This is a genomic window from Paraburkholderia sp. SUR17 (genome assembly GCF_029536165.1).
In the GTDB taxonomy this organism is placed as follows: domain Bacteria; phylum Pseudomonadota; class Gammaproteobacteria; order Burkholderiales; family Burkholderiaceae; genus Paraburkholderia; species Paraburkholderia kururiensis.
Genome location: NZ_CP120508.1, coordinates 2,035,215 through 2,057,449, shown reverse-complemented (window position 1 = coordinate 2,057,449; position 22,235 = coordinate 2,035,215). Strand labels below are relative to the sequence as shown.

General features: G+C 65.6%; 21 protein-coding genes. 10 read left to right on the top strand and 11 right to left on the bottom strand.

Translation table 11 applies throughout. The features are described from left to right. Positions 1 to 17: 17 nt before the first annotated feature. The 8 genes from P2869_RS09055 to P2869_RS09020 form a co-directional block, all read right to left on the bottom strand. A complete protein-coding gene (locus P2869_RS09055) occupies positions 18 to 914 on the bottom strand; it encodes a polysaccharide deacetylase family protein (protein ID WP_277596258.1) in 897 nt (298 codons plus the stop codon). A gap of 12 nt (positions 915 to 926) precedes the next feature. Next, a complete protein-coding gene (locus tag P2869_RS09050; protein ID WP_277596257.1) occupies positions 927 to 1,994 on the bottom strand; it encodes a bifunctional UDP-4-keto-pentose/UDP-xylose synthase in 1,068 nt (355 codons plus the stop codon). Next, a complete protein-coding gene (locus P2869_RS09045; protein WP_042298901.1) occupies positions 1,991 to 2,926 on the bottom strand; it encodes a formyltransferase in 936 nt (311 codons plus the stop codon). The genes P2869_RS09050 and P2869_RS09045 overlap by 4 nt, the downstream gene beginning before the upstream one ends. Continuing rightward, the gene (locus tag P2869_RS09040) at positions 2,923 to 3,990 is read right to left on the bottom strand and encodes a glycosyltransferase (RefSeq protein WP_277596256.1); all 1,068 of its coding nucleotides are present in this window, start codon (positions 3,988 to 3,990) and stop codon (positions 2,923 to 2,925) included. The genes P2869_RS09045 and P2869_RS09040 overlap by 4 nt, the downstream gene beginning before the upstream one ends. A gap of 238 nt (positions 3,991 to 4,228) precedes the next feature. Continuing rightward, the gene (locus tag P2869_RS09035; RefSeq protein WP_277596254.1) at positions 4,229 to 5,389 is read right to left on the bottom strand and encodes a DegT/DnrJ/EryC1/StrS aminotransferase family protein; all 1,161 of its coding nucleotides are present in this window, start codon (positions 5,387 to 5,389) and stop codon (positions 4,229 to 4,231) included. Positions 5,390 to 5,467: 78 nt separating this feature from the next. Further along, on the bottom strand, positions 5,468 to 5,839 hold the full coding sequence (locus P2869_RS09030) for an SMR family transporter (protein ID WP_017776752.1): 372 nt from the start codon (positions 5,837 to 5,839) through the stop codon (positions 5,468 to 5,470). 106 nt (positions 5,840 to 5,945) lie between these two features. After that, entirely contained in the window at positions 5,946 to 7,655 is a 1,710-nt protein-coding gene (locus tag P2869_RS09025; protein WP_277596253.1) for a glycosyltransferase family 39 protein, read from the bottom strand. A 340-nt stretch (positions 7,656 to 7,995) separates the two neighbouring features. Next, a complete protein-coding gene (locus tag P2869_RS09020) occupies positions 7,996 to 8,370 on the bottom strand; it encodes an Mth938-like domain-containing protein (protein WP_042298897.1) in 375 nt (124 codons plus the stop codon). Between the two features lie 399 nt (positions 8,371 to 8,769). On the opposite strand from P2869_RS09020, the gene P2869_RS09015 reads away from it, so the two are divergent. The 6 genes from P2869_RS09015 (at position 8,770) to moaE (ending at position 15,220) form a co-directional block, all read left to right on the top strand. Beyond that, complete coding sequence (locus tag P2869_RS09015) at positions 8,770 to 10,017, top strand: pyridoxal phosphate-dependent aminotransferase (RefSeq protein ID WP_026121840.1); 1,248 nt, start codon at positions 8,770 to 8,772, stop codon at positions 10,015 to 10,017. Positions 10,018 to 10,120: 103 nt separating this feature from the next. Further along, positions 10,121 to 11,458 (top strand): homoserine dehydrogenase, encoded by a 1,338-nt coding sequence (locus tag P2869_RS09010; RefSeq protein WP_199539960.1) that lies wholly within the window; start codon positions 10,121 to 10,123, stop codon positions 11,456 to 11,458. Between the two features lie 45 nt (positions 11,459 to 11,503). Beyond that, entirely contained in the window at positions 11,504 to 12,955 is a 1,452-nt protein-coding gene (gene thrC, locus P2869_RS09005; protein ID WP_277596252.1) for a threonine synthase, read from the top strand. Between the two features lie 222 nt (positions 12,956 to 13,177). Further along, positions 13,178 to 14,413, top strand: coding sequence for a gephyrin-like molybdotransferase Glp (gene glp, locus P2869_RS09000; RefSeq protein ID WP_277596251.1), 1,236 nt, complete (start codon positions 13,178 to 13,180; stop codon positions 14,411 to 14,413). A gap of 46 nt (positions 14,414 to 14,459) precedes the next feature. Continuing rightward, positions 14,460 to 14,717, top strand: a complete 258-nt coding sequence (gene moaD / locus P2869_RS08995) for a molybdopterin converting factor subunit 1 (RefSeq protein WP_017776759.1) — start codon at positions 14,460 to 14,462, stop codon at positions 14,715 to 14,717. Between the two features lie 29 nt (positions 14,718 to 14,746). Further along, on the top strand, positions 14,747 to 15,220 hold the full coding sequence (gene moaE / locus P2869_RS08990) for a molybdopterin synthase catalytic subunit MoaE (RefSeq protein ID WP_126877362.1): 474 nt from the start codon (positions 14,747 to 14,749) through the stop codon (positions 15,218 to 15,220). A 47-nt stretch (positions 15,221 to 15,267) separates the two neighbouring features. On the opposite strand, the gene P2869_RS08985 is transcribed toward moaE, so the two are convergent. Beyond that, positions 15,268 to 15,834 (bottom strand): group III truncated hemoglobin, encoded by a 567-nt coding sequence (locus P2869_RS08985; RefSeq protein WP_277596250.1) that lies wholly within the window; start codon positions 15,832 to 15,834, stop codon positions 15,268 to 15,270. 234 nt (positions 15,835 to 16,068) lie between these two features. Here P2869_RS08985 and P2869_RS08980 point away from each other — a divergent pair, with 234 nt between their 5' ends. After that, positions 16,069 to 16,551 carry an Rrf2 family transcriptional regulator gene (locus tag P2869_RS08980; RefSeq protein WP_017776762.1) on the top strand — a complete coding sequence of 161 codons (483 nt, stop codon included), beginning with the start codon at positions 16,069 to 16,071 and terminating at the stop codon, positions 16,549 to 16,551. A 259-nt stretch (positions 16,552 to 16,810) separates the two neighbouring features. Continuing rightward, entirely contained in the window at positions 16,811 to 19,408 is a 2,598-nt protein-coding gene (clpB, locus tag P2869_RS08975; protein ID WP_017776763.1) for an ATP-dependent chaperone ClpB, read from the top strand. 140 nt (positions 19,409 to 19,548) lie between these two features. Here clpB and P2869_RS08970 read toward each other — a convergent pair whose 3' ends face one another. Together P2869_RS08970 and P2869_RS08965 are read right to left on the bottom strand one after the other, a co-directional pair. After that, positions 19,549 to 19,977, bottom strand: coding sequence for a YidB family protein (locus P2869_RS08970; protein ID WP_017776764.1), 429 nt, complete (start codon positions 19,975 to 19,977; stop codon positions 19,549 to 19,551). 206 nt (positions 19,978 to 20,183) lie between these two features. Continuing rightward, positions 20,184 to 20,933: a helix-hairpin-helix domain-containing protein gene (locus P2869_RS08965; RefSeq protein WP_277596249.1), complete on the bottom strand. Its 750-nt coding sequence runs from the start codon at positions 20,931 to 20,933 to the stop codon at positions 20,184 to 20,186. A gap of 275 nt (positions 20,934 to 21,208) precedes the next feature. On the opposite strand from P2869_RS08965, the gene P2869_RS08960 reads away from it, so the two are divergent. Both P2869_RS08960 and P2869_RS08955 read left to right on the top strand, forming a co-directional pair. Beyond that, positions 21,209 to 21,661: a MerR family transcriptional regulator gene (locus tag P2869_RS08960; protein WP_277596248.1), complete on the top strand. Its 453-nt coding sequence runs from the start codon at positions 21,209 to 21,211 to the stop codon at positions 21,659 to 21,661. Positions 21,662 to 21,790: 129 nt separating this feature from the next. Next, on the top strand, positions 21,791 to 22,213 hold the full coding sequence (locus P2869_RS08955; protein ID WP_017776768.1) for a carboxymuconolactone decarboxylase family protein: 423 nt from the start codon (positions 21,791 to 21,793) through the stop codon (positions 22,211 to 22,213). Positions 22,214 to 22,235: the final 22 nt, after the last annotated feature.

Here is a 22,235-nt window from a genome sequence, read left to right as displayed (position 1 = left end):
CGGGAATCGATCGACAGTCAATCGGGCTGAACGATCAACTCGCCGGAGCGGCCGGGAATCTCGCCCCACGTGACAGGGTACGATGGCAGCGCGTTGTGGTCCAGCGTCGCGTAGTAGTCGCCCATGGTGGCGAACGTGTGGCCCTGCGCGCGCCAGCCTGCCAGCAGCGCTTCGAACACGGGCGCAAGCTTCTGGCCTTCGAGCTCGGCGTGCAGCGTGAACACCTGGTCGCAGGGATTGTTCTCGGTGCGCTTGAGCATCCAGTCGGCGACGTTGCCCTCGTCGATGCCGTCCACGCCCAGCACTTCGTCGAGCGTGGGCAGCGTAGTGGGCAGCTGCACGTGCGCGAGCGTGCGGCCGTTGACCACCGGCCGGTACGGTGTATGTCCGCGTCCGTCGGACGCGTAGTGCATGCCCCACGCGTCGATCTGCTCGAATGCCGCGTCGTTCATCTGCCAGCCGGCCGCGCCGTGCGTGACGGGCGGCGTGCCGAACACGTCGACGAAGCGCGCGTGGCTCTGCTGCATCTGGGTGACGGTCCACTCGCGCGAGCGGCTGCGCACGTTGTCCTGCCAGTAGACGTGGTCCCACGTATGGATGCCGCATTCGAAGCCGGCTTCGTGGATGGCGCGCATCTCCGCCGCGGCGCGCACGCCGATGTCAGGACCTGGCAGCAGCACGCCGTACATCAACTGCCTGACACCGTAGTGCTCCACTACGGACGTGCGCGACACCTTCTTGAGAAACCCCGGCCGCAGCACGCGGCGCAGCGCCCAGCCCGTGTGATCCGGGCCGAGGCTGAACAGGAACGTGGCACGGGCCTTGAAGCGGTCGAAGATGCGCGCGAGATTCGGCACGCCTTCGCGCGTGCCGCGCAGCGTGTCGACGTCGATCTTCAGGACGATACGGGCCAAGGCGCGTCCCGCTTACTGCTGCTCGACGAGCGCGCGCGCCTCGGCGACGTGGCCGCGATACGCTTCGAAGATCTTGCGCAGCGCGTCGTCGAAGGTGGACTTCGGCGCCCAGCCGAGTTCGTGCATCGTGTTGTCGATCTTCGGCACGCGGTTCTGCACGTCCTGGTAGCCGGCGCCGTAGTAAGCACCCGACGACGTTTCCACGAGCTGCACCTGCTTGGCCGTATCCGCGTATTCCGCGTACTCGCCAGCGAGTGCAAGCATCTTGTTCGCGAGCTCGCGCACCGAGTAGTTGTTCGACGGATTGCCGATGTTGTAGATCTTGCCCGACGCCACACCGCCCTTGTTTTCGATGATCTTCATGAGCGCGTCGATGCCGTCGTCGATGTCGGTGAAAGCGCGCTTCTGGGCGCCGCCGTCCACGAGGCTGATGTTCTCGCCGCGCACGATGTGGCCGAGGAACTGCGTGACGACGCGCGAGCTGCCTTCCTTCGGCGTGTAGATCGAGTCGAGGCCCGGCCCGATCCAGTTGAACGGACGGAACAGCGTGAAGTTGAGCCCTTCCTGCATGCCATAGCCCCAGATCACGCGGTCCATCAACTGCTTCGAGCACGCGTAGATCCAGCGCGGTTTGTTGATCGGGCCGTAGATGAGCGGCGAGGCGTCCGGGTCGAACTGCTCGTCGGTGCACATGCCGTAGACCTCGGAGGTCGACGGGAACACCAGATGTTTGCCGTACTTCACGGCCGAGCGCACGATGGGCAGGTTCGCCTCGAAGTCGAGCTCGAACACGCGCAGCGGCTGCTTCACATAGGTGGCAGGCGTGGCGATCGCGACGAGCGGCAGGATCACGTCGCACTTCTTCACGTGATACTCGACCCACTCCTTGTTGATCGTGATGTCGCCTTCGAAGAAGTGCATCCGCTCATGATTCACGAGGTCGCCGAGGCGCTCGGTCTGCATGTCCATCCCGAAGACTTCCCAGTCGGTGGTTTCGAGAATGCGTTTGGACAGGTGATGGCCGATGAAGCCGTTGACACCCAGAATCAGGACTTTTTTGGCGAAACCTTCGGTTTTCATGAATGACGGGAAGAATGAATGAGCTGGGCGAATCCGGCCGGCGTGACGACGGTCTCGATGCCGTCGTGCTGGTGCCGCAATTCATGAATGGCGATCGCACGGCCGTCGCCGCAGATCGCGAGGAGGGCATTATCGCTTACCGCGAGGCCCGGCGGCAAATCTGCGGGGACCGCGCCCGGCGGCGCGAGCCGCGCGCGGGCAATCACGAAACGCTGGCCGTCGACGTCGGTGAAAGCGCCCGGGTAGGGCGGCGCCACGGCGCGAATCAGGTTGTAGACCTCGCGGGCGGGCTTCGCGAAGTCGATGCGGCCGTCTTCGGGCTTGCGGCCGCCGAAATAGCTGCCGTGCGCGAGGTCGTTGGGCAGATGCGGCGCCTCGCCCGCGAGCAGCGCGGGCAGCACGCGCCACAGCGTCTGCTCGGCCGCGACCGTCACCTTGTCGAACACCTGTGCGGCCGTGTCGTCGGGCAGGATCGGCACCGGCGTCTGGGCAACGATCGCGCCCGCGTCGGGCTTCGCCGCCATCTCGTGCAGCGTCGCGCCGGTTTCAGTCTCGCCGTTGAGCACCGCCCAGTTGACCGGCACGCGGCCGCGGTACTTCGGCAGCAGCGAGCCGTGCATGTTGTACGCGCCGCGCGCGGCGAGCGCGAGCAGGTCGGCGGGCAGCATGTGGCGGTAATAGAACGAGAAGATGAAGTCGGGCCGCGCGGCGCTCACGGCTGCACGCAACTCCGCGCTCTTCGGATCAGCGGGCGTGATGGTGGGAATGCCGTGTTCGGCCGCCACCGAAGCGACGCTGCCGAACCAGATGTTCTCGGCGGGGTTGTCCTCGTGGGTGACCACGAGCGCGACGTCCACGCCGCGCGCGAGCAGCACCTGCAGGCAGCGCACGCCGACGTTGTGATAGGCGAATACGACAGCACGCGGTTTCATGGATTCGCCCCCGGATCGGCGAAAGAAGCGGTGGAAGCGGTGGAAACGATGGACGGGCCGGCCGCGCTGGTTGCGCGCAAGGCCTGCGCGTCGCGGTCCTCGAGAATGGTCTGGATCAGATAACGCGGACGTGCCCGCACTTGCTGGTAGATGCGTCCGATGTATTCGCCGAGCAGCCCCAGCGCGAAGATGATCACGCCGAGCAGGAAGAACGTGATGGCGAACAGCGTGAACACGCCTTGCACTTCCGCGCCGATGATGAAGCGGCGAATCAGCAGCAGCACGAAGAGGGCGGCTGAGCCGAGCGAGAGGATCACGCCGATGAACGAGAGCCACTGCAGCGGCACCACCGAAAAGCCCGTGACGAGGTCGAAGTTCAACCGGATCAGGCTGTAGAGCGAGTACTTCGACTCGCCCGCGAAGCGCTCCTCGTGACCCACCTCGATTTCCACGGGGTTCTGCGCGAAGGTGTAGGCGAGCGCGGGAATGAAGGTGTTGATTTCGCCGCAGCGGTTGATCGTATCGACGATGTGCCGGCTGTAGGCGCGCAGCATGCAGCCCTGGTCGGTCATCTTGATGCGCGTGATGCGCTCGCGCAGCCGGTTCATGGCGCGCGACGCCTTGCGCCGCCACAGCGAGTCCTGGCGCTGCCGGCGGATGGTGCCCACGTAGTCGAAGCCATCGCGCATCTTCGCGACGAGGTTGCCGATTTCTTCGGGCGGGTTCTGCAGGTCGGCGTCGAGCGTGATGACGATGTCGCCGCGCGCGTGCTCGAAGCCCGCGAGAATCGCCATGTGCTGGCCGTAGTTGCCGTTGAGCAGGATGGCGCGCGTGGTGTCGGGGCGCACGCGGAACTGCTCGGCGAGCATCGCGGCCGAGCGGTCGCGGCTGCCGTCGTTGACGAAGATCACTTCGTAGCCGGTGCCGAGCGCATCGAGCGCTGGGTAAAGACGCGCGAACAGGGCCGCGAGGCCGGCTTCCTCGTTGTAGACGGGGATGACGACCGAGACCTCGGGCCGTTCGGTCCGGTCCAGCAGCGAGGAGCGATGTTCGGTTTGACTCATGTGTCGTTGTTTTCCGTTTCGAGGGGTTGCGCTTCCATCCGTCTCCGTTCGGCTCTCCGCTCAGGTTCGGCTCACGGAGGGCGGCTCCCAGGTCTTGCGCCTGGTTCAGCGCGTCGGGCTGCCGCGGCGGCCCGACGTACTTCGGTTGCGCGCGCGTGCGTTCATTGCGCGCTCGTTTCGTACTTCTTTCCTGCTTGTTTCGTCGTCCTTTTGCGCCCGTTTCGTACTCAGTGCGTACTCATTTCGCGCAGGTTTCGCAGATTTCGTTCACGGCGCGGCACACGCGCGTCACGTCGTCCGCGGTCATCTGCGTGAAGAGCGGCAGCGTGACCGTGCTCGCGCCGAAGCGCTCCGCGTGCGGGAACATGCCTTCCTTGAAGCCGCGCGCGCGGTACAGCGTGAAAAGGTGAATGGCCGGGTAGTGCACGCCCGAGCCGATGCCGCGCGCCTTCAACTGCTCCATGAATTCGCCGCGGCTGATCGAGAGCCGTTCGAGCGGCAGCGTGATCTGGAACATGTGCCAGTTGCTGTTCTCGAAATCCGCGACCGGCAGTCCGACGCCGAGGCGCACCGCGGCGCTGCCTTCGAAGCCGGCGAAATAGGCCCGCGCGAGTGCCTTGCGCTGCGCGGTGAAGCGCGCGAGATGCGGCATCTGGCCGAGCCCGACGCGCGCCGCGACGTCGGTGAGGTTGTACTTGCCGCCCAGCACGTCGCAATCCATGCCGTCGAGCCCCGTGCGCGTGATGCCCTGCAGCCGGTACTTCTGCGCGAGCACGGCTTCGTCCTCGTTGTTGAGCACGAGCGCGCCGCCCTCGATCGAGGTCAGGTTCTTGTTCGGATGGAAGCTGAACGACACGATGTCGCCCAGCTTGCCGATGCGCTCGCCGTGCCACGTGGAGCCCAAGGCCTGGGCTGCGTCTTCGATCACGCGCAGTTGGTGGCGGCGCGCGATCTCGTAGAGACGGTCCATGTCCACAGGCAGCCCCGCGAGGTAGACGGGGATGATCGCCTTCGTGCGCGGCGTGATGGCGGCTTCGATGCGCTCGAGGTCGATGTTGCGCGTGCGCGGATCGATGTCCACGAACACGGGCGTTGCGCCCACCTCCAGGATCACGTTGCTCGTGGCGACCCACGACGCGGGCGTGGTGATGACCTCGTCGCCCGGACCCACGCCGGCAATGCGCAGACCGATTTCGAGCGTGGCGGTGCCGGAGTTGAAGGTCCGCACTGGCCGGCCGCCGCAGAATTCCGAGAGCGCGGCTTCGAAGGCGGTGTTCTGCGGGCCTGTCGTGATCCAGCCCGAGCGCAATACGTCGGCTACGCCCGCGATGGTGGCTTCGTCGATTTCGGGGCGCACGAACGGCAGGAACGGCAAGGACGAGTCGGTTGGCTGGGTCATGAGTGGCTGGAATCGAAGAAAAAGGGTGCGACCTGCAAGGATGACGGCCTGCTGCTTACGAAAAGCTTAAGCGGCGCGTCAGCTGCGCGCCAGGATGAACACGCCGATCAGAATGATGCCGATGCCGACGAGCCGCTGGACCGTCAGCGCTTCGCCGAATAAATACCACGCGGCGAACGCGTTGACGACGTAGCCGAGCGAGAGCATGGGGTAGGCAACGGACACGTCCACGCGCGACAGGCCCAGAATCCACACGACGACGCTCACCACATAGCACGCAAGGCCGCCGATGATGGGCAGTTGCATGGCGAGCTTGAGCCCGACCGGAAGGATGTTCGCACGGGTGAATTCGAAGTGTCCAACGGCGCTGACGCCGGCTTTGAGCAGCAGTTGCGCGCAGGCGTTGAGGGCAACGCCGGCGAGGATGCAGATGAGCGAGACGGGATTCATCGGAGGGTATCCATTTCCTCGGTTCTTGAGGGTTCTTTCGCAGGGTTTCAGAGCGTTTGCCCGCGGGCCGCGCCGGCGCGTGCCGGTGCCGGCCCATCGGTCTGCATCAATACGGCTTCTCGACCACCACGCGGCGCAGATCACGCGCCACCACGCGCATCGGCAGGCCTTGCGTGGCGAACTGCTCGTAGCGCTGCGGCGACATGAGCGCAAGCGCGTAACGGTCGGCCTTCCAGCGCCGCAGCCATTCGTCGATGGTCGGTACCCATTTTTGCGGCTCGACGCTCACGCCGAACGCGAGTTCATCCGGATGCTCGACCATGATCATCGTGTGGTTCACATAGAACGGCAGTGTGTGATCGAGTACGCCCACCGAATAGAAGGGCGTATCGGGCGGCAGTTTCGCGAGTTCGGCCTTCACGGCCGGCGCGAGCGGCGCACCCGAACTCAGGCGGCCGAACACGTCGTGGCCCGTGCCGGCAATCGTGCCGAGCAAGAGCCAGGCGGCGCCGAAGGCGACCGCAGCCGCACCGATGCCGGCGCCGCGGTTGCCATCCGCCGCGCTGCCACGGCGGCGGCCTCGGACCAGCCAGAGCGCCGCAAGCGTGAGCACGAACGCGACCGCGATGGCCGCCTCCACCCACACCTGGAACGCGCGGTACAACGCGTTGGGATTGCGCGCATCGCCGAGCCGCGACAGCCACAGCGCGCCAATCGCCGCGACAACGAGAAACACCGCATAGCCCAGCAGATGGCGCCGGAACGACTCGCGCGGCACGAGCGGCAGGTACAGGCCGATCACGAGCGCGATGGGCGGCGCGATGGGCAGCGTGTACGAGAGCAGCTTGGAATGCGACGCGCTGAAGAAGAGGAAGATGAAGGCGGTCCAGACCACCATCATGAGCACCGGCGAAAAGCCGTTCGGCTGGCGCGGCAGCCGCAGCGCATGGCGCAGGCTTTGCCCCGCGACAGAAAGCCACGGCAGGAAGCCGACGAGCAGCACGGGCACGAAGTAGTAGAACGCTCCGGGCCGGTTCTGCTCCGGGGTCAGATAACGGCGGAACTGCTGGACGATGAAGAAGAAATTGAAGAACTCGGGGTTGCGATCCTGCACCAGCACGAACCAGGGCAGCACGATGGCGAGAAATACCACGAGGCCGCTCACGATGTAGAGCCGGCGCCAGAGCGCCCAGTCGCGCGAGACGAGCGTGTAGAGCACGAGCACGGCGCCCGGCAGGATCAGGCCGACCAGGCCCTTCGAGAGTACGGCGAGCCCCATCGCGGCCCAGCACAGCCCCATCCAGAGCCGCGCCTGATTCTTGGGCAGACCGGGGCGCTGGGCGAGCAGCAGCGCGCAGAGCGTGAGTTCCATCCACAGCGACAGGCCCATGTCGAGCGTGTTGAAGTGGCCCATGAGGTTCCAGTACGGCGACGTGGCAAGCACGAGGGCGCCGAACACGCCGGCCGCCGCATTGAACACGCGCGCGCCCGTAAAGCCGATCAGCAGGACGCCCGCGAAGCCGGCGAGCGCCGTGTAGAGCCGCGCCTGCCATTCGCCGATGCCGAACGCCGCGAACGTGAGCGCGTTGGCCCAGGTTTGCAGCGGCGGTTTTTCGAAGTACTTATAGCCGTTGTAGCGCGGCGTAATCCAGTCGCCGGTGAGGAACATTTCGCGCGCCATTTCGGCGTAGCGGCCTTCGTCGCTCGGCAGCAAATGGCGCCAGCCGAGCGGCACGAACCAGATGACGGCGAGCGCCACGACAAGCAGGAGGATGGTGGTTCGATTGAGCGGTAGCCGGGACGGCGTATCGTTCATGGGTGATATGACCTGTTGTTGTTCGGGAATGACAGGGGGCCGGGCGGTCCGGGGAAAGCGGCATGGGGCGGCGTTTCGCTTCACTGCCTCGCCCGGAGCACGGAAGGCTGCGGCATAGCATCGCCATACCGATGGCCCGAAGTTCGGCCGAAACTCGCACGCGCGGATGTTGCCCGACCCTACGGCGGAACGACCCTACGGCGAAGCCGGCCGGCCGCGAATTGCCGCGCAGTTTACGCCATCGCGGCGCGAGGACGGAAAAATGGACGGCTGCAGGCGGGCGGGCGGCCCGTTCGGGCCGATTGCCGCAGCCCGTGTTCGAGCCTCGCCGGGACGTTGCTCAGGCTTCGATCAGCAACGCCGCCGCGACCTTGCGGCCTTCGGCCATGAGGATGTTGTAGGTCCGGCAGGCGGCCTTGAAGTCCATGGTCTCGACGCCGATGCCGCGGCCCGTCAACACGGCCGTGAGCCGCGGGTGGGGAAAGCGCAGCCGCTCGCCGCTGCCGAACACGACCACCTCGGGCGCGAGGGAAAGCAACTGTTCGAAGAGTTCGGGGGTGAGGGCGTCGAACGAGGAGACGGGCCAGGCGGCAACCGGTGCGTCGGGCTGCACGATCACGCTGCCGGTGTGACGTTGGAGATTGATGTCGACGTAGTCGGGGCCGTATCCCGTGACGGTGTTGAGCGCGCCGCTCGAGTCCTGATGTAATTTCAAAATCGGTGTTCCGGGTTGTGGCAATGCGGGGCCGCAATGGGTGTGCCGCCATGGTGCGCCCACGTGGCAAGCGGGGTGATCGAGACCATCCAGGCTGATCCAGACCGACCTCGAGGCCCGCCGCCGCGGTTCTTGCATTGCGGAAGTCCGACAAAATCCGCTAAATTATAGCTTTTTAGCCGCCCCCGCGGCGCTTCCCGCCTCGCGCGCCGCCCGCCACAAGCCACGGACCGCGAATGCCCAAGCCAAGGCACCCATCGCGCGCCATTGCACCGCTTCACGCTTGCCATCCCATCCATCGTGGGCGCGGGTCGTGAGACCGGGTCTGGTTACGGGGACAGCCTGCCGCGCCACCCGAGCCATTGCCCTGACGAAACTCCTGGCTTCCTATTGCTTCATCTGCCCGCCGTGAAACCGATTCTCAAATCCAACAAGCTGTTGAACGTCTGCTATGACATCCGCGGGCCCGTGCTCGAGCACGCGAAACGCCTCGAAGAGGAAGGTCATCGCATCATCAAGCTGAACATCGGCAACCTGGCCTCGTTCGGCTTCGATGCGCCGGACGAGATCATTCAGGACATGATCCTGAACCTGCCCGATTCGTCAGGCTATTCGGATTCGAAGGGCGTGTTCTCGGCGCGCAAGGCGATCATGCATTACGCGCAGCAGAAGGGCGTGCGCGGCGTCGAACTGGACGACATCTACATCGGCAACGGCGCGTCCGAGCTAATTGTGATGGCGATGCAGGCGCTTCTCAATGACGGTGACGAAGTGCTGCTGCCCGCGCCCGACTACCCGCTGTGGACGGCCGGCGTGAGCCTCTCGGGTGGCACGCCCGTCCACTACATCTGCGACGAGGCGAACGGCTGGCTGCCCGACCTCGACGACATCCGCGCGAAGATCACGCCGAACACGCGTGCGATCGTCGTGATCAACCCGAACAATCCCACCGGTGCGCTCTATCCGGACGACCTGCTGCTCGGCCTGATCGAGATTGCGCGCCAGCACGGCCTCATCATCTTTGCCGACGAGGTCTACGACAAGATCGTCTACGACGGCCGCGAGCACACGTCGATCGGCGCACTTTCGGAAGACGTGCTCACGGTTACGTTCAACAGCCTCTCGAAGAGCTACCGCTCGTGCGGCTACCGCGCCGGCTGGATGTTCCTCTCGGGCCTCGGCGGCGAGAACCGCCGGCGTGCGAAGGACTATTGCGAAGGGCTCGGCATTCTCGCCTCCATGCGGCTGTGCCCGAACGTGCCGGGCCAGTACGCGATCCAGACGGCGCTTGGCGGCTACCAGAGCATCAACGAGCTGATTGCACCCGGCGGGCGCCTTTATCGTCAGCGCGAACTTGCGCACGAAATGCTCACGGCGATTCCGGGCGTGAGCTGCGTGAAGCCGCAGGCCGCGCTCTACATGTTCCCGCGTCTGGACCCGAAGCTGTATCCGGTCGAAAACGACCAGCAGTTCATTCTCGACCTGCTGCTCGCCGAACGCGTACTGCTCGTGCAGGGCACCGGCTTCAACTGGAAGTCGCCCGATCATTTCCGCGTGGTGTTCCTGCCGAACGTCGACGACCTCGCCGATTCGATCAACCGCATCGCGCGCTTCCTCGACGGTTACCGCAAGCGTCACGCAACCTGAGCCGGAGCCCGGGCCGGCGCAGGTGAGCACCGCACGTGCGGCATCTGTTTTGTCCCGGCCTGTTCCTTTTCATATCAACCCGCACCTTAGAAACACACGCTGCATGGAACCGATCAAAGTTGGACTGCTGGGCTTCGGCACGGTGGGCAGCGGCACCTTCACGGTACTGCGCCGCAATCAGGAAGAAATCAAACGCCGTGCGGGACGCGGCATCGAAATCACGCGCATTGCGGTGCGCAATCCCGCCAAGGCGACGGCCGCGCTCGCCACGATGGGCGGTGCGGGAGAGGTCGATATCACGAGCGACTTCAACGCCGTGGTCGACGATCCGTCGATCTCGATCATCGCGGAAATGATCGGCGGCACGGGCATTGCGCGCGAACTCGTGCTGCGCGCGATCGCCAACGGCAAGCATGTGGTGACGGCCAACAAGGCGCTGCTCGCCGTGCACGGTACGGAAATCTTCGAAGCCGCGCACGCGAAGGGCGTCATGGTCGCGTTCGAAGCGGCGGTGGCGGGCGGCATTCCCATCATCAAGGCGCTGCGCGAAGGGCTCACGGCGAACCGCATCCAGTACATCGCCGGCATCATCAACGGCACGACGAACTACATTCTTTCCGAGATGCGCGAGCGCGGCCTCGACTTCGCCACCGCGCTCAAGGGCGCGCAGGCGCTGGGCTACGCGGAAGCCGATCCGACCTTCGACATCGAAGGTGTGGACGCCGCGCACAAGGCCACGATCATGAGCGCAATCGCGTTCGGCGTGCCCGTGCAGTTCGACAAGGCCTACGTGGAAGGCATCAGCAAGCTCTCGGCCACGGATATTCGCTATGCCGAGGAACTCGGCTACCGCATCAAGCTGCTCGGCATCGCGCGCCGCACGGATCGCGGCATCGAGCTGCGCGTGCACCCCACGCTGATTCCGGCACGGCGTCTGCTCGCCAACGTGGAAGGCGCGATGAACGCGGTGGTGGTGCACGGCGACGCCGTGGGCACCACGCTCTATTACGGCAAGGGCGCGGGCGCGGAGCCGACGGCCTCGGCCGTGGTCGCCGACCTGGTCGACGTGACGCGCCTGCATACGGCGGACCCGGAGCATCGCGTGCCGCATCTGGCGTTCCAGCCGGACAGCCTCGCGAACACGCCGATCCTGCCCATCGACGAAGTGACGAGCGGCTACTACCTGCGCCTGCGCGTGGCCGATGTGACGGGCGTGCTGGCCAACATCACGCGCATTCTCGCGGACACGGGCATTTCCATCGACGCGCTCCTGCAGAAGGAGTCCGAACAGGTGGACGAACGCGGCCGCGGCGAGACCGACATCATCCTGATCACGCACGAGACGCTCGAAAAGAACATCAACGCCGCGATTGCGCAAATCGAGGCGCTTACGACCGTCGTGTCGAAGGTCACGAAGCTGCGCATGGAATCGCTCGATTGAGCGCAAGCCAGTGACCGCACCCGAAACTCACGCAGGAAAGCGCACATGAATTACGTTTCCACACGCGGCGCCGGAGCCGGCGAGCGTCACTCCTTCTCCGACATCCTGCTTGGCGGCCTCGCGAAAGACGGCGGGCTGTATCTGCCGCGTGAGTATCCGCGCGTCACGGCCGAGGAACTCGCGCGCTGGCGCACGCTGTCTTACGCGGACCTCGCATTCGAAGTGCTCGCGAAGTTCGCGGACGACATCGCCCACGACGACCTGCGCGCGCTCACGCGGCGCACCTACACGGCGCAGACGTACTGCAACGTGCGCGCCGGCGAAGACGCCGCACAGATCACGCCGCTGCACCGGCTCGGCGTGGAAAACGGCACGCCGCTCGCGCTGCTCGAACTGTCGAACGGTCCCACGCTCGCCTTCAAGGACATGGCGATGCAACTGCTCGGCAATCTGTTCGAGTACACGCTGGCGCGCACGGGCGAGACGCTGAACATCCTTGGCGCCACCTCGGGCGACACCGGCAGCGCCGCCGAATACGCGATGCGCGGCAAGGCCGGCGTGCGCGTCTTCATGCTCTCGCCGCACCGCAAGATGAGCGCGTTCCAGACGGCGCAGATGTACAGCCTGCAGGACCCGAACATCTTCAACCTCGCGGTGGAAGGCGTGTTCGACGACTGCCAGGACATCGTGAAGGCGGTGTCGAACGACCACGCGTTCAAGGCGAAGCACAAGATCGGCACGGTGAATTCGATCAACTGGGCGCGCGTGGTGGCTCAGGTCGTCTACTACTTCGCGGGCTATTTCGCGGCCACGAAGTCGAACGACGAACGCGTGTCGTTCACGGTGCCCTCGGGCAACTTCGGTAACGTCTGCGCGGGCCACATCGCGCGCATGATGGGCCTGCCTATCGAGAAGCTCGTCGTGGCGACCAACGAGAACGACGTGCTCGACGAGTTCTTCCGCACGGGCGTCTACCGCGTGCGCAAGGCTGCCGAAACGTGGCACACGAGCAGCCCGAGCATGGATATTTCGAAGGCGTCGAACTTCGAGCGCTTCGTCTATGACCTGCTGGGCCGCGAGCCGGCCCGTGTGGTCCAGTTGTTCCGCGACGTGGAAGAGAAGGGCGGCTTCGATCTCGCGGCGAGCGGCGACTTCGCACGCGTGCACGAGTTCGGCTTCGTGTCGGGCCGCAGCACGCACGCCGACCGCATCGCGACGATCCGCGACGTGTTTTCGCGCTACGAGACGATGATCGACACGCACACGGCCGACGGTGTCAAAGTCGCGCGCGAGCATCTGCAACCGGGCGTGCCGATGGTCGTGCTGGAGACGGCGCAGCCGGTCAAGTTCGGCGAGACCATTCGCGAGGCGCTGCAGCGCGAGCCGCAGCGTCCGGCCGCGTTCGAGGGGCTCGAAGCGCTGCCGCAACGGTTCGACGTGCTGCCGGCCGACGCGCAGCGCGTGAAGGACTTCATCGCCACGCATACGGGCGAATGAGGCACGCCGAGAGGCCGCTAGAGGTCCGCTGAACGTTGTGGTTCCACCGCGCGGCGGCCAACGGGCAGAAGAGGGCCCGGACGCCCGCCGCGCACGCGGCAGGGCGCGCCGCTACAATGACTTGATCTGTCGTCCGAGCCCATTCGAACCCGCACGATGTCCACGCCCGCTTCTCCGTCCTCCACGCCGTCCACACCGACTTCACCGGGCGCGCGTCCTCCCATGCTGTCGACCGCCGACGCGCTCGCCACGCTGCTTGCCGCGGCCCGGCCGCTCGCCGGCGTCGAAATGCTGCCCACGCTCGATGCGCTCAATCGCGTATTGGCAACTGACGTGGTGTCGCCGCTCGACGTGCCACCCATGAACACCAGCGCCATGGACGGCTACGCCGTGCGGGTGGCCGACCTCGCGCACGGCACGGCCCGTCTGCGCGTGTCGCAGCGCATTCCCGCGGGCCACGCGCCGCAACCGCTCGAGCCCGGCACGGTGGCGCGCATTTTCACCGGCGCGACCGTGCCGCCCGGCGCCGACGCGATCGTGATGCAGGAGCAGGCCGAGCCGACCGGCGATGAAGTCGCGCTGCTGCACACGCCCAAGGCAGGCGAATGGATCACGGCCCAGGGCGCCGACATCCGGCGCGGCTCGGTCATCCTGCCCGCCGGCACGCGGCTCACGCCTCAGTCACTGGGACTCGCGGCCTCGGTCGGATATGCCGAGCTTGCCGTGGTGCGGCGGCTCAAGGTGGCCGTGTTCTTCACTGGCGACGAACTGACGATGCCCGGCGAGCCGCTGCGGCCCGGCGCGATCTACAACTCGAATCGCTTCACGCTGCGCGGGCTGCTCGAGAACCTGGGCTGCGAGGTGTCGGACTTCGGCATCGTGCCCGACCGGCTCGACGCCACGCGCGCCACGCTGCGCGACGCCGCGCGCGGGCACGATCTGATTCTCACGTGCGGAGGCGTGTCGGTGGGCGAGGAGGATCACGTGAAGCCCGCCGTGGAAGCCGAAGGGCGGGTCTCGATGTGGCAGATCGCGATGAAGCCGGGCAAGCCGCTGGCCTTTGGCGCCGTGCGGCGTGGCGAGCGCACTGGGGCGCACGATGAAGCCGGCCACGACGAGGCGTTCTTCATCGGCCTGCCGGGCAATCCTGTCTCGAGCTTCGTCACGTTCCTGTTGTTCGTGCGGCCGTTCGTGCTGCGCCTTGCGGGCGTGAAGCAGGTCGCGCCGCGCGCGCTGTCGCTGCGCGCCGACTTCACGCAGCCGAAGGCCGATCGCCGCAACGAGTTCTTGCGCGCGCGCGTCAATCCGGCGGGCGGTCTCGACCTCTTTGCGAACCAGAGCTCGGCCGTGCTGACGTCGACAGTGTGGGGCGACGGGCTCATCGACAATCCGCCGAATCACGCGATCAGCGCAGGCGAGACGGTGCGCTTCCTGCCATTTTCCGAACTGCTCTACTGATGCGGGCGCCCGGCTTTGTCATGCAGGGCCGGCGCCGCTTGATTACATGAAGATCCAGCTGAAATTTTTCGCGAGCGTGCGTGAGGCGTTGGGCGTCGCGCATGAATCCGTCGAGGTGCCGGACGGCATCGCGACCATCGGCGACGTGCGCGGCTGGCTGCGCGCGCGCGGCGGCGTCTGGGCCGACACGCTCGCCGAAGGGCGCGCGCTACGCATGGCCTGCAACCACGTGATGACGGACGCCGGCACGCGCATTACCGAGGGTTGCGAAGTGGCGTTCTTCCCGCCCGTCACGGGCGGCTGAGCGCGTTGCGCACACTCAGGAGGTACGCCATGACCGTGCGCGTCCAGACCGAAGACTTCGACCTTTCCGCCGAGGTGGCGGCGCTGCGCGCGCAGAATCCGCGCATCGGCGCCGTGGCCTGTTTTGTCGGCACCGTGCGCGACCTCAACGAAGGCAGCGGCGTCGAAGCAATGGAGCTCGAGCACTATCCGGGCATGACCGAAAAAGCGCTCGCCGACATTGTCGATGCGGCTCGTGATCGCTGGCCGGGTGTGGACGTGCTGATCGTTCATCGCGTGGGCAAGCTTTATCCGCTCGACCAGATCGTGCTCGTGGCGACCACTTCCGCGCATCGTGGTGACGCGTTCGCCTCGTGCGAGTTCGTGATGGATTACCTGAAGACCCAGGCGCCGTTCTGGAAGAAGGAAAAGACCGCGGCCGGCGAGCGCTGGGTGGATGCGCGCGAGTCCGACGACGCGGCGCTGGCGCGCTGGGGCATCAAGTCGGGTAACGCGGCGAAGTAGCCGCTGCCGTGCTGCACCATTGAAGCTGTCGCCGCGCGGCGACGTCGTTACGACGCGTCCGCTCCACGTCCAATGATCTTTGCCGGGAAGGGTTCGCCGACTGGGCTATCGCGCCCGGCATCGTGCCCGGCGTGACTGTCGCCGTGAGCCGACCGGCGCGGCGCAACCCGCTCGAGCAGCGCCTGCTGCTCCGGCGGAATCGCGTAGTCCCAGCCGAAGCGGCTCAACTGGAGGCTTTGTGCGATACGCAGTGCGGGCTCCATGAAGCGGACCGCGGCAGCCGGTTCGTAGCGCGCTTCCACGGTATCGAGAAACAGGTAGAGCCACTGGCTGAAGTGCTTCGGCTCGACGCCGGGCAGCGGCTCGTGCGCCTGCTGGACATTGCCGCGATAACCCTTCTCGCCGAGCACGAGACTCGCCCAGAACGTACACATTTTCGGCAAATGGGTGTCCCAGCGGCCGGCGAGCGCGGTGTCGAACACGGGGCCGAGGAGCGGGTCGGCGCGCACGCGGTCGTAGAACGCGTAGACCAGCGCTCGAATATTTTCGGTGGTCGGTTCGGGGTGGCGCGTGGCCGGGGCGGCAGCGCTGGAAAGTGAAGCGGACGGCGTCATGAAGCGTGGTAGTGGTGAGACAGAGGCGCGGTAGCGGCCTTTGTCCGGTCATCGGGAGATATGCCCCATGAATGAGCACAGGCTCCGCAAACAGCGAAACTGAAGGACAATAGCTGACATTGCCCTCAAAAACGAGCATCAACGGCGCATGTTATGGCGCGCCGTCGATTGCCGCAACCCCGAAACGGACAGGGTCTTTTACGCGAAACGCGCGTCGAAGGCCGACTCGTTGCCATGAGACTGACTGACTATACCGACTACTCGCTCCGCGTGATCCTGTACCTGGCGGCCCGCGACGAAGGACTTTCGACCATCCAGGAAATTTCCGACGCCTACGGCGTTTCGAAAAATCATCTGATGAAGGTGGTGCAGCAACTCGGCGAACTGGGCTGGGTGGAGACGGTGCGCGGCCGCAATGGCGGGCTGCGGCTCGCTCCCGCCTCGCGCGCACTCACGGTGGGCGAGATCATCCGCGCCACGGAAACCGACTTTGCGCTGGTGGGCTGCTTTCCGGACAGTAAAGGCGTGCGGCGCGGCTGTGTGATCGATCCTCAATGCCGACTCAAGCACGTGCTCGAAGCCGCGCGTGCCGCGTTCTTCGCCGAGCTCGATCGCCACACGGTGGCCGAACTCATCGAGCCGCCGGGCCAGCTTGCGGCGCTGCTCGGTATTCCGGTTGCCGTACCGATCGTGCAGGCTCCCGCCGGTTCGATCTGAGACGTACCGGCTTCAGACGCTCCCATCGACGTTCCGATTAGCCGGTCCGCCCGGATGCCCGGTTCCGGCACCGTTTGACGCTCGTCAACACCCTCGCGCGCCGCGAGTGCACTGTGTTGCAGACCTTCGGCGCAGGACGGTTCCGCGCGCATCGTTTTTCGCAAAAACGTGCCGCCGCGTGCGAAAGCATGCAAAAAGTGCCTTGAAACCGCCCTGAAGCGCCTCATTTTGGTGACAGTCAGAATTGGAGCGCTCATCAATGAGAATCGACAAACTCACCACCAAGTTCCAGGAAGCCCTGTCGGACGCGCAGAGTCTCGCGGTCGGCCACGACAACCAGTACATCGAACCCGTGCACCTGCTGGCGGCGCTCGTCGCGCAGGAAGACGGTTCGGCGCGCTCGCTGCTCTCGCGTGCGGGCGTGCATGTGCAGGCGCTGCAGACCGCGCTTAACGACGCGATCACGCGGCTGCCGCAGGTGCAGGGCACCGACGGCAACGTGCAGATCGGCCGCGAACTGCTCGGCCTGCTCAATCAGGCCGACAAGGAAGCGCAGAAGCTCAACGACACCTACATCGCGAGCGAGATGTTCCTGCTCGCCGTGGCCGACGACAAGGGCGAGGCGGGCCGCATCGCGCGCCAGCACGGTCTCACGCGCAAGGCGCTCGAAGCCGCGATTGCGGCCGTGCGCGGCGGTGCTCAAGTGCACAGCCAGGATGCCGAGAGCCAGCGTGAAGCCCTGAAGAAGTACACCGTCGACCTGACCGAACGCGCCCGCGCCGGCAAGCTCGATCCCGTGATTGGCCGCGACGACGAGATCCGCCGCTCCATCCAGATCCTGCAGCGCCGCACGAAGAACAATCCGGTGCTGATCGGCGAGCCGGGCGTCGGCAAGACCGCGATCGTGGAAGGGCTCGCCCAGCGCATCGTCAACGGCGAAGTGCCCGAGACGCTCAAGGGCAAGCGCGTGCTCTCGCTCGACATGGCGGCGCTGCTCGCGGGCGCGAAGTACCGCGGCGAGTTCGAAGAGCGCCTGAAGGCCGTGCTCAACGACATCGCGAAAGACGAAGGCCAGACCATCGTCTTCATCGACGAGATCCACACCATGGTGGGCGCGGGCAAAGCCGAAGGCGCGATGGACGCCGGCAACATGCTGAAGCCGGCGCTTTCGCGCGGCGAACTGCACTGCATCGGCGCCACGACGCTCGACGAGTACCGCAAGTACATCGAGAAGGACGCCGCGCTCGAACGCCGCTTCCAGAAGGTGCTCGTCGACGAGCCGACGGTCGAGGCCACCATTGCGATCCTGCGCGGTCTGCAGGAGAAGTACGAGCTGCACCACGGCGTCGAGATTACCGACCCGGCGATCGTCGCGGCCGCGGAGCTTTCGCATCGCTACATCACGGACCGCTTCCTGCCGGACAAGGCGATCGACCTGATCGACGAAGCGGCTTCGAAGATCAAGATGGAAATCGACTCGAAGCCCGAGGAGATGGACCGTCTGGACCGGCGCCTGATCCAGTTGAAGATCGAGCGCGAAGCCGTCAAGAAGGAGAAGGACGAGGCCTCGCAAAAGCGCCTGCAACTGATCGAAGAGGAAATCGAGCGGCTCAACCGCGAATATTCGGACCTCGAAGAAATCTGGACCGCCGAGAAGGCCGCGGTACAGGGCAGCGCGCAACTGAAGGAAGAGATCGAGCGCACGCGTGCCGACATCGCGCGTCTGCAGCGTGAGGGCAAGCTCGAGAAGGTTGCCGAATTGCAGTACGGCAAACTGCCGCAACTCGAGGCGCAACTGAAGCAGGTCACGCAGGCCGAAGCGAAAGAGCAGCAAAACCCGAGCCGCCCGCGTCTGTTGCGCACCCAGGTGGGCGCGGAGGAAATCGCCGAAGTCGTGTCGCGCGCCACGGGCATTCCCGTTTCGCGGATGATGCAGGGCGAGCGCGAAAAGCTGTTGCAGATCGAGGCGAAGCTGCATGAGCGCGTGGTCGGGCAGGACGAGGCGATCACCGCAGTGGCCGATGCCATTCGCCGCTCGCGCGCGGGTCTCGCGGACCCGAACCGGCCGTACGGCTCGTTCCTGTTCCTCGGCCCGACCGGCGTGGGCAAGACCGAGTTGTGCAAGGCGCTGGCTTCGTTCCTGTTCGATTCGGAAGAACATCTCATCCGCATCGACATGAGCGAGTTCATGGAAAAGCACAGCGTCGCACGGCTGATCGGCGCGCCGCCGGGCTATGTGGGCTACGAGGAGGGCGGCTACCTCACGGAAGCGGTGCGCCGCAAACCGTACAGCGTGATCCTGCTCGACGAAATCGAGAAGGCGCATCCGGACGTGTTCAATGTGCTGCTGCAGGTGCTGGACGACGGGCGCATGACCGATGGCCAGGGCCGTACCGTCGACTTCAAGAACACGGTGATCGTGATGACGTCGAACCTCGGCTCGCACCTGATCCAGGCGATGTCGGGCGAACCGCAGGAAGCGGTGAAAGACGCCGTGTGGGGCGAGGTCAAGCAGCATTTCCGGCCCGAGTTCTTGAACCGCATCGACGAAGTCGTGGTGTTCCACGCGCTCGACCGGTCGAACATCCAGTCGATTGCGAAGATCCAGCTGGAGCGGTTGCACGAGCGGCTCGCGAAGCTCGACATGCAACTCGTGGTATCCGAGGAAGCGCTCGATCAGATCGGCAAGGTCGGCTACGACCCGCTGTTCGGCGCGCGGCCGCTCAAGCGCGCGATCCAGCAGGAGATCGAGAATCCGGTCGCGAAGCTCATCCTCGCGGGCAAGTTCGGTCCGAAGGACGTGATTCCGGTCGACGTGGAAAACGGCAAGTTCGTATTCGAACGGGTCGTCCACTGACGGGGGCTGGAGGGCCGAGCCGGCCATGACTGTCGCCGGCCGGGCAGGAAAAAAGGGCAACGAAGCGATTCGTTGCCCTTTTTCATGTGTGCGTTATCTGCGGCTGAGCGCGGGTCGGCGCGCCGCGGACGCAGACTGCCTTACGCCTTGCCGAACAACGACGCGAGGCCGCCCAGCGTGCCAAGCACCGTGTCGGCGTTGAGCTTGCCTTCGGCCGGCACCTCACCTTCGGGCGTCGCCGCGTTGACTACGTGGGGCAGCACTTGCGCGAGCAGGCCGCTGATCTGATCCGGCTGCATGCCGACTTTTTGCGCGAGACCCGATACCGCGTCCGAGCCCAGCACGTTCTGCAACTGGCTGGAGGAGATCGGCTGGTTCTCACCGTTGCTGATCCACGACTGGATGATGCCGCCTGCGCCGCCCTGTTCAAACTTCTGGACGAGGCCCATCAGGCCGCCGGGCTGGCTGTTGACGTACTCGAGCGCGGCCGCGATGAGCGCCTGTTGAGCACCGCCGCCGCCCGAAGACGACTGGCCGAGGAGGGAACCGAGGGAATCGAGTAGGCTCATGGCAATTTCTCTTGAAAAAGGCACGACGTCGTCGCGCCGACAGGGGGAAGACGCCGCGCATTCGCGCGGCGCCATGTTGAGGAGTTTTACTGCGAACCGTTGCCCGCTTTCGACGGCGAGCTTCTGTGGCCGGTTTCTGTGACCGATTTCTGTCGTGCCGCAGGACGTTTGGTAGCGGCGCGCGCCGGGCTCTGGCGCAACGCCGGTCAGGCGCCTGAAGCGGCCGATGCCGCCTTGCTCTTCCTGGCCTTCTTCGCCTTGCCGGCTTTCGTGCCCGAGGCTTCAGCCGGCGCGCTGGCTGAAGCCGTGCCGGGCGCCGCAGCGGCGGATGCCTGTTCGGCAGCCGCAGCCTTCTTGCTCTTCTTCGATTTCGTTGCCTTGGCGCCCGATGCCGTGCCGGCCGCGGCTGCGCTGGCCGTCGGCGTGGGGGTTGCAGCAGCGGCTGCGGCAGTCCTGGCAGGCGCAGTACCGGTCGACGTTGCCGGCTTTGCCGGGACGGTCGACATGGACGGGGCGGCCGGCGTCATGGATGGGGCCGCCTTGTTAGGTGCCGTCGCCGTGGACGGAGCCGCCGGTACGGTCGAGGGGGCCGCGGACGCAGCCGTGGTTGCGGGCGCCGCCGGTGCGGTTGTCTTCGCAGCGGCTTCCGTGCTCTTCTTCGGCATGGCCTTGCCGGTGGGCGGCACCGACGAGCCGTTGATCGTCAGTCCTGCCGCCTCGAGATTGACCACCGACTTCTGGCCGATGCCCTTCACCCGTGCGGCCAGATCGTCGGCGTCCTTGAACGGACCGTTCTTCGTCCGTTCGTCGATGATCGCCTTGGCATGAACGGGGCCGATGCCCTTCACCGATTCGAGGGCGGCTTCGTCGGCGGTGTTGACCTCGACTGCAGCGGCAAGCGCTACGGACAGCGACAGCCCGAGGGCGAGACACAGCATGAACAGCTTCTTCAGCATGGCAATCACTCCATTGATGGCAAAACGGGAAGCCGGAACGGACGACGCTCTGTGACGAGCCGCTGTGCTTCCAGCATAGGACAATTGGCCAGTCCTATTCGGTGGGAAGGCACGATTTATACCGATCCGCCCCAGCGAAGTAAATGTCGCCTCACATTCTTTAACCTTTTGCGTCAGGCCATTACGATCTCCGCAATGTCGTCGACGTGTTTTCCAGCCGGCGTCACGCGACGCTTGACCTGGAGTGCACTCGAAGTCCTAACCTGAGTTCCGTCATGTCGAAACCGCTGAACATTGGGGAAGTCGCCGCTCAGCTCGGCGTCTCCACGCACACGCTGCGTTACTACGAGCAGGCTGGCCTGTTGCGTCCCGTGGGGCGTACGGCAGCCGGGCATCGTCTGTATTCGCCGGCCGATCTCGACTGGCTGCAGTTCGTGATGCGCCTGAAGGCGACGGGCATGTCCATTGCCGGCATGCAGGCGTTTGCGGCGCTGCGCAGCCAGGGCGACGTCTCGATCGGGGCGCGCCGCGACATGCTGGAAGCGCATCGCGAGGCCGTGCTTGCACGCATCGCGGAACTGCAGACGAGTCTCGAAACGATCACGGCCAAGATCGAGTTTTACGACGAGGCACAGCGGCGTGCCCAGCAAGCCGGAACATCGAAGCGCAATGACAAGCGCAATGAGAAGCGCAACGACCAGCGCAATGAGAAGCGGAAAGTCGCATGACGAAGGACCTCGAACGGACGGCAGGCCGGCGCCATGCCGCAGGCGTCCGGGACGAGGACGCCGTCGTCACGACGGCAAGCCAGTCAGGCAACTGACCGCTGACCCGCAATGACAGGAAAAGGACACACCATGCAATACGCACAGGACGACCGCTACACGCGGGGCTGGAACAAGCTGAAGGAAATCGACGGCGAGGCGGGAGAGCGCGTGATCGAAGCGCTCGCGCCGGTCGCGCCGGACTTCGGGCGGCTATTGATCGAATTCGGCTTCGGCGACATCTACAGCCGGCCGCAGCTCGATCTGAAATCGCGCGAGATCGCGACGATCGCCGCGCTGGCGGCCATCGGTCATGCCCAGCCCCAGCTCAAGGTGCATATCGAGGCGGCGCTGAACGTGGGCTGTACACGCGACGAAATCGTGGAGGTGTTCATGCAGATGGCGCTCTATGCCGGCTTTCCCGCAGCGCTCAATGCGCTTTTCGCCGCGCACGAGGTTTTCACGCGACGCGAGCGTGAAGGGAAGACTGCCGCTGAAGCGGCGCAGGCGGCGTGATGGCCCGGCGGTTTGCGTAACC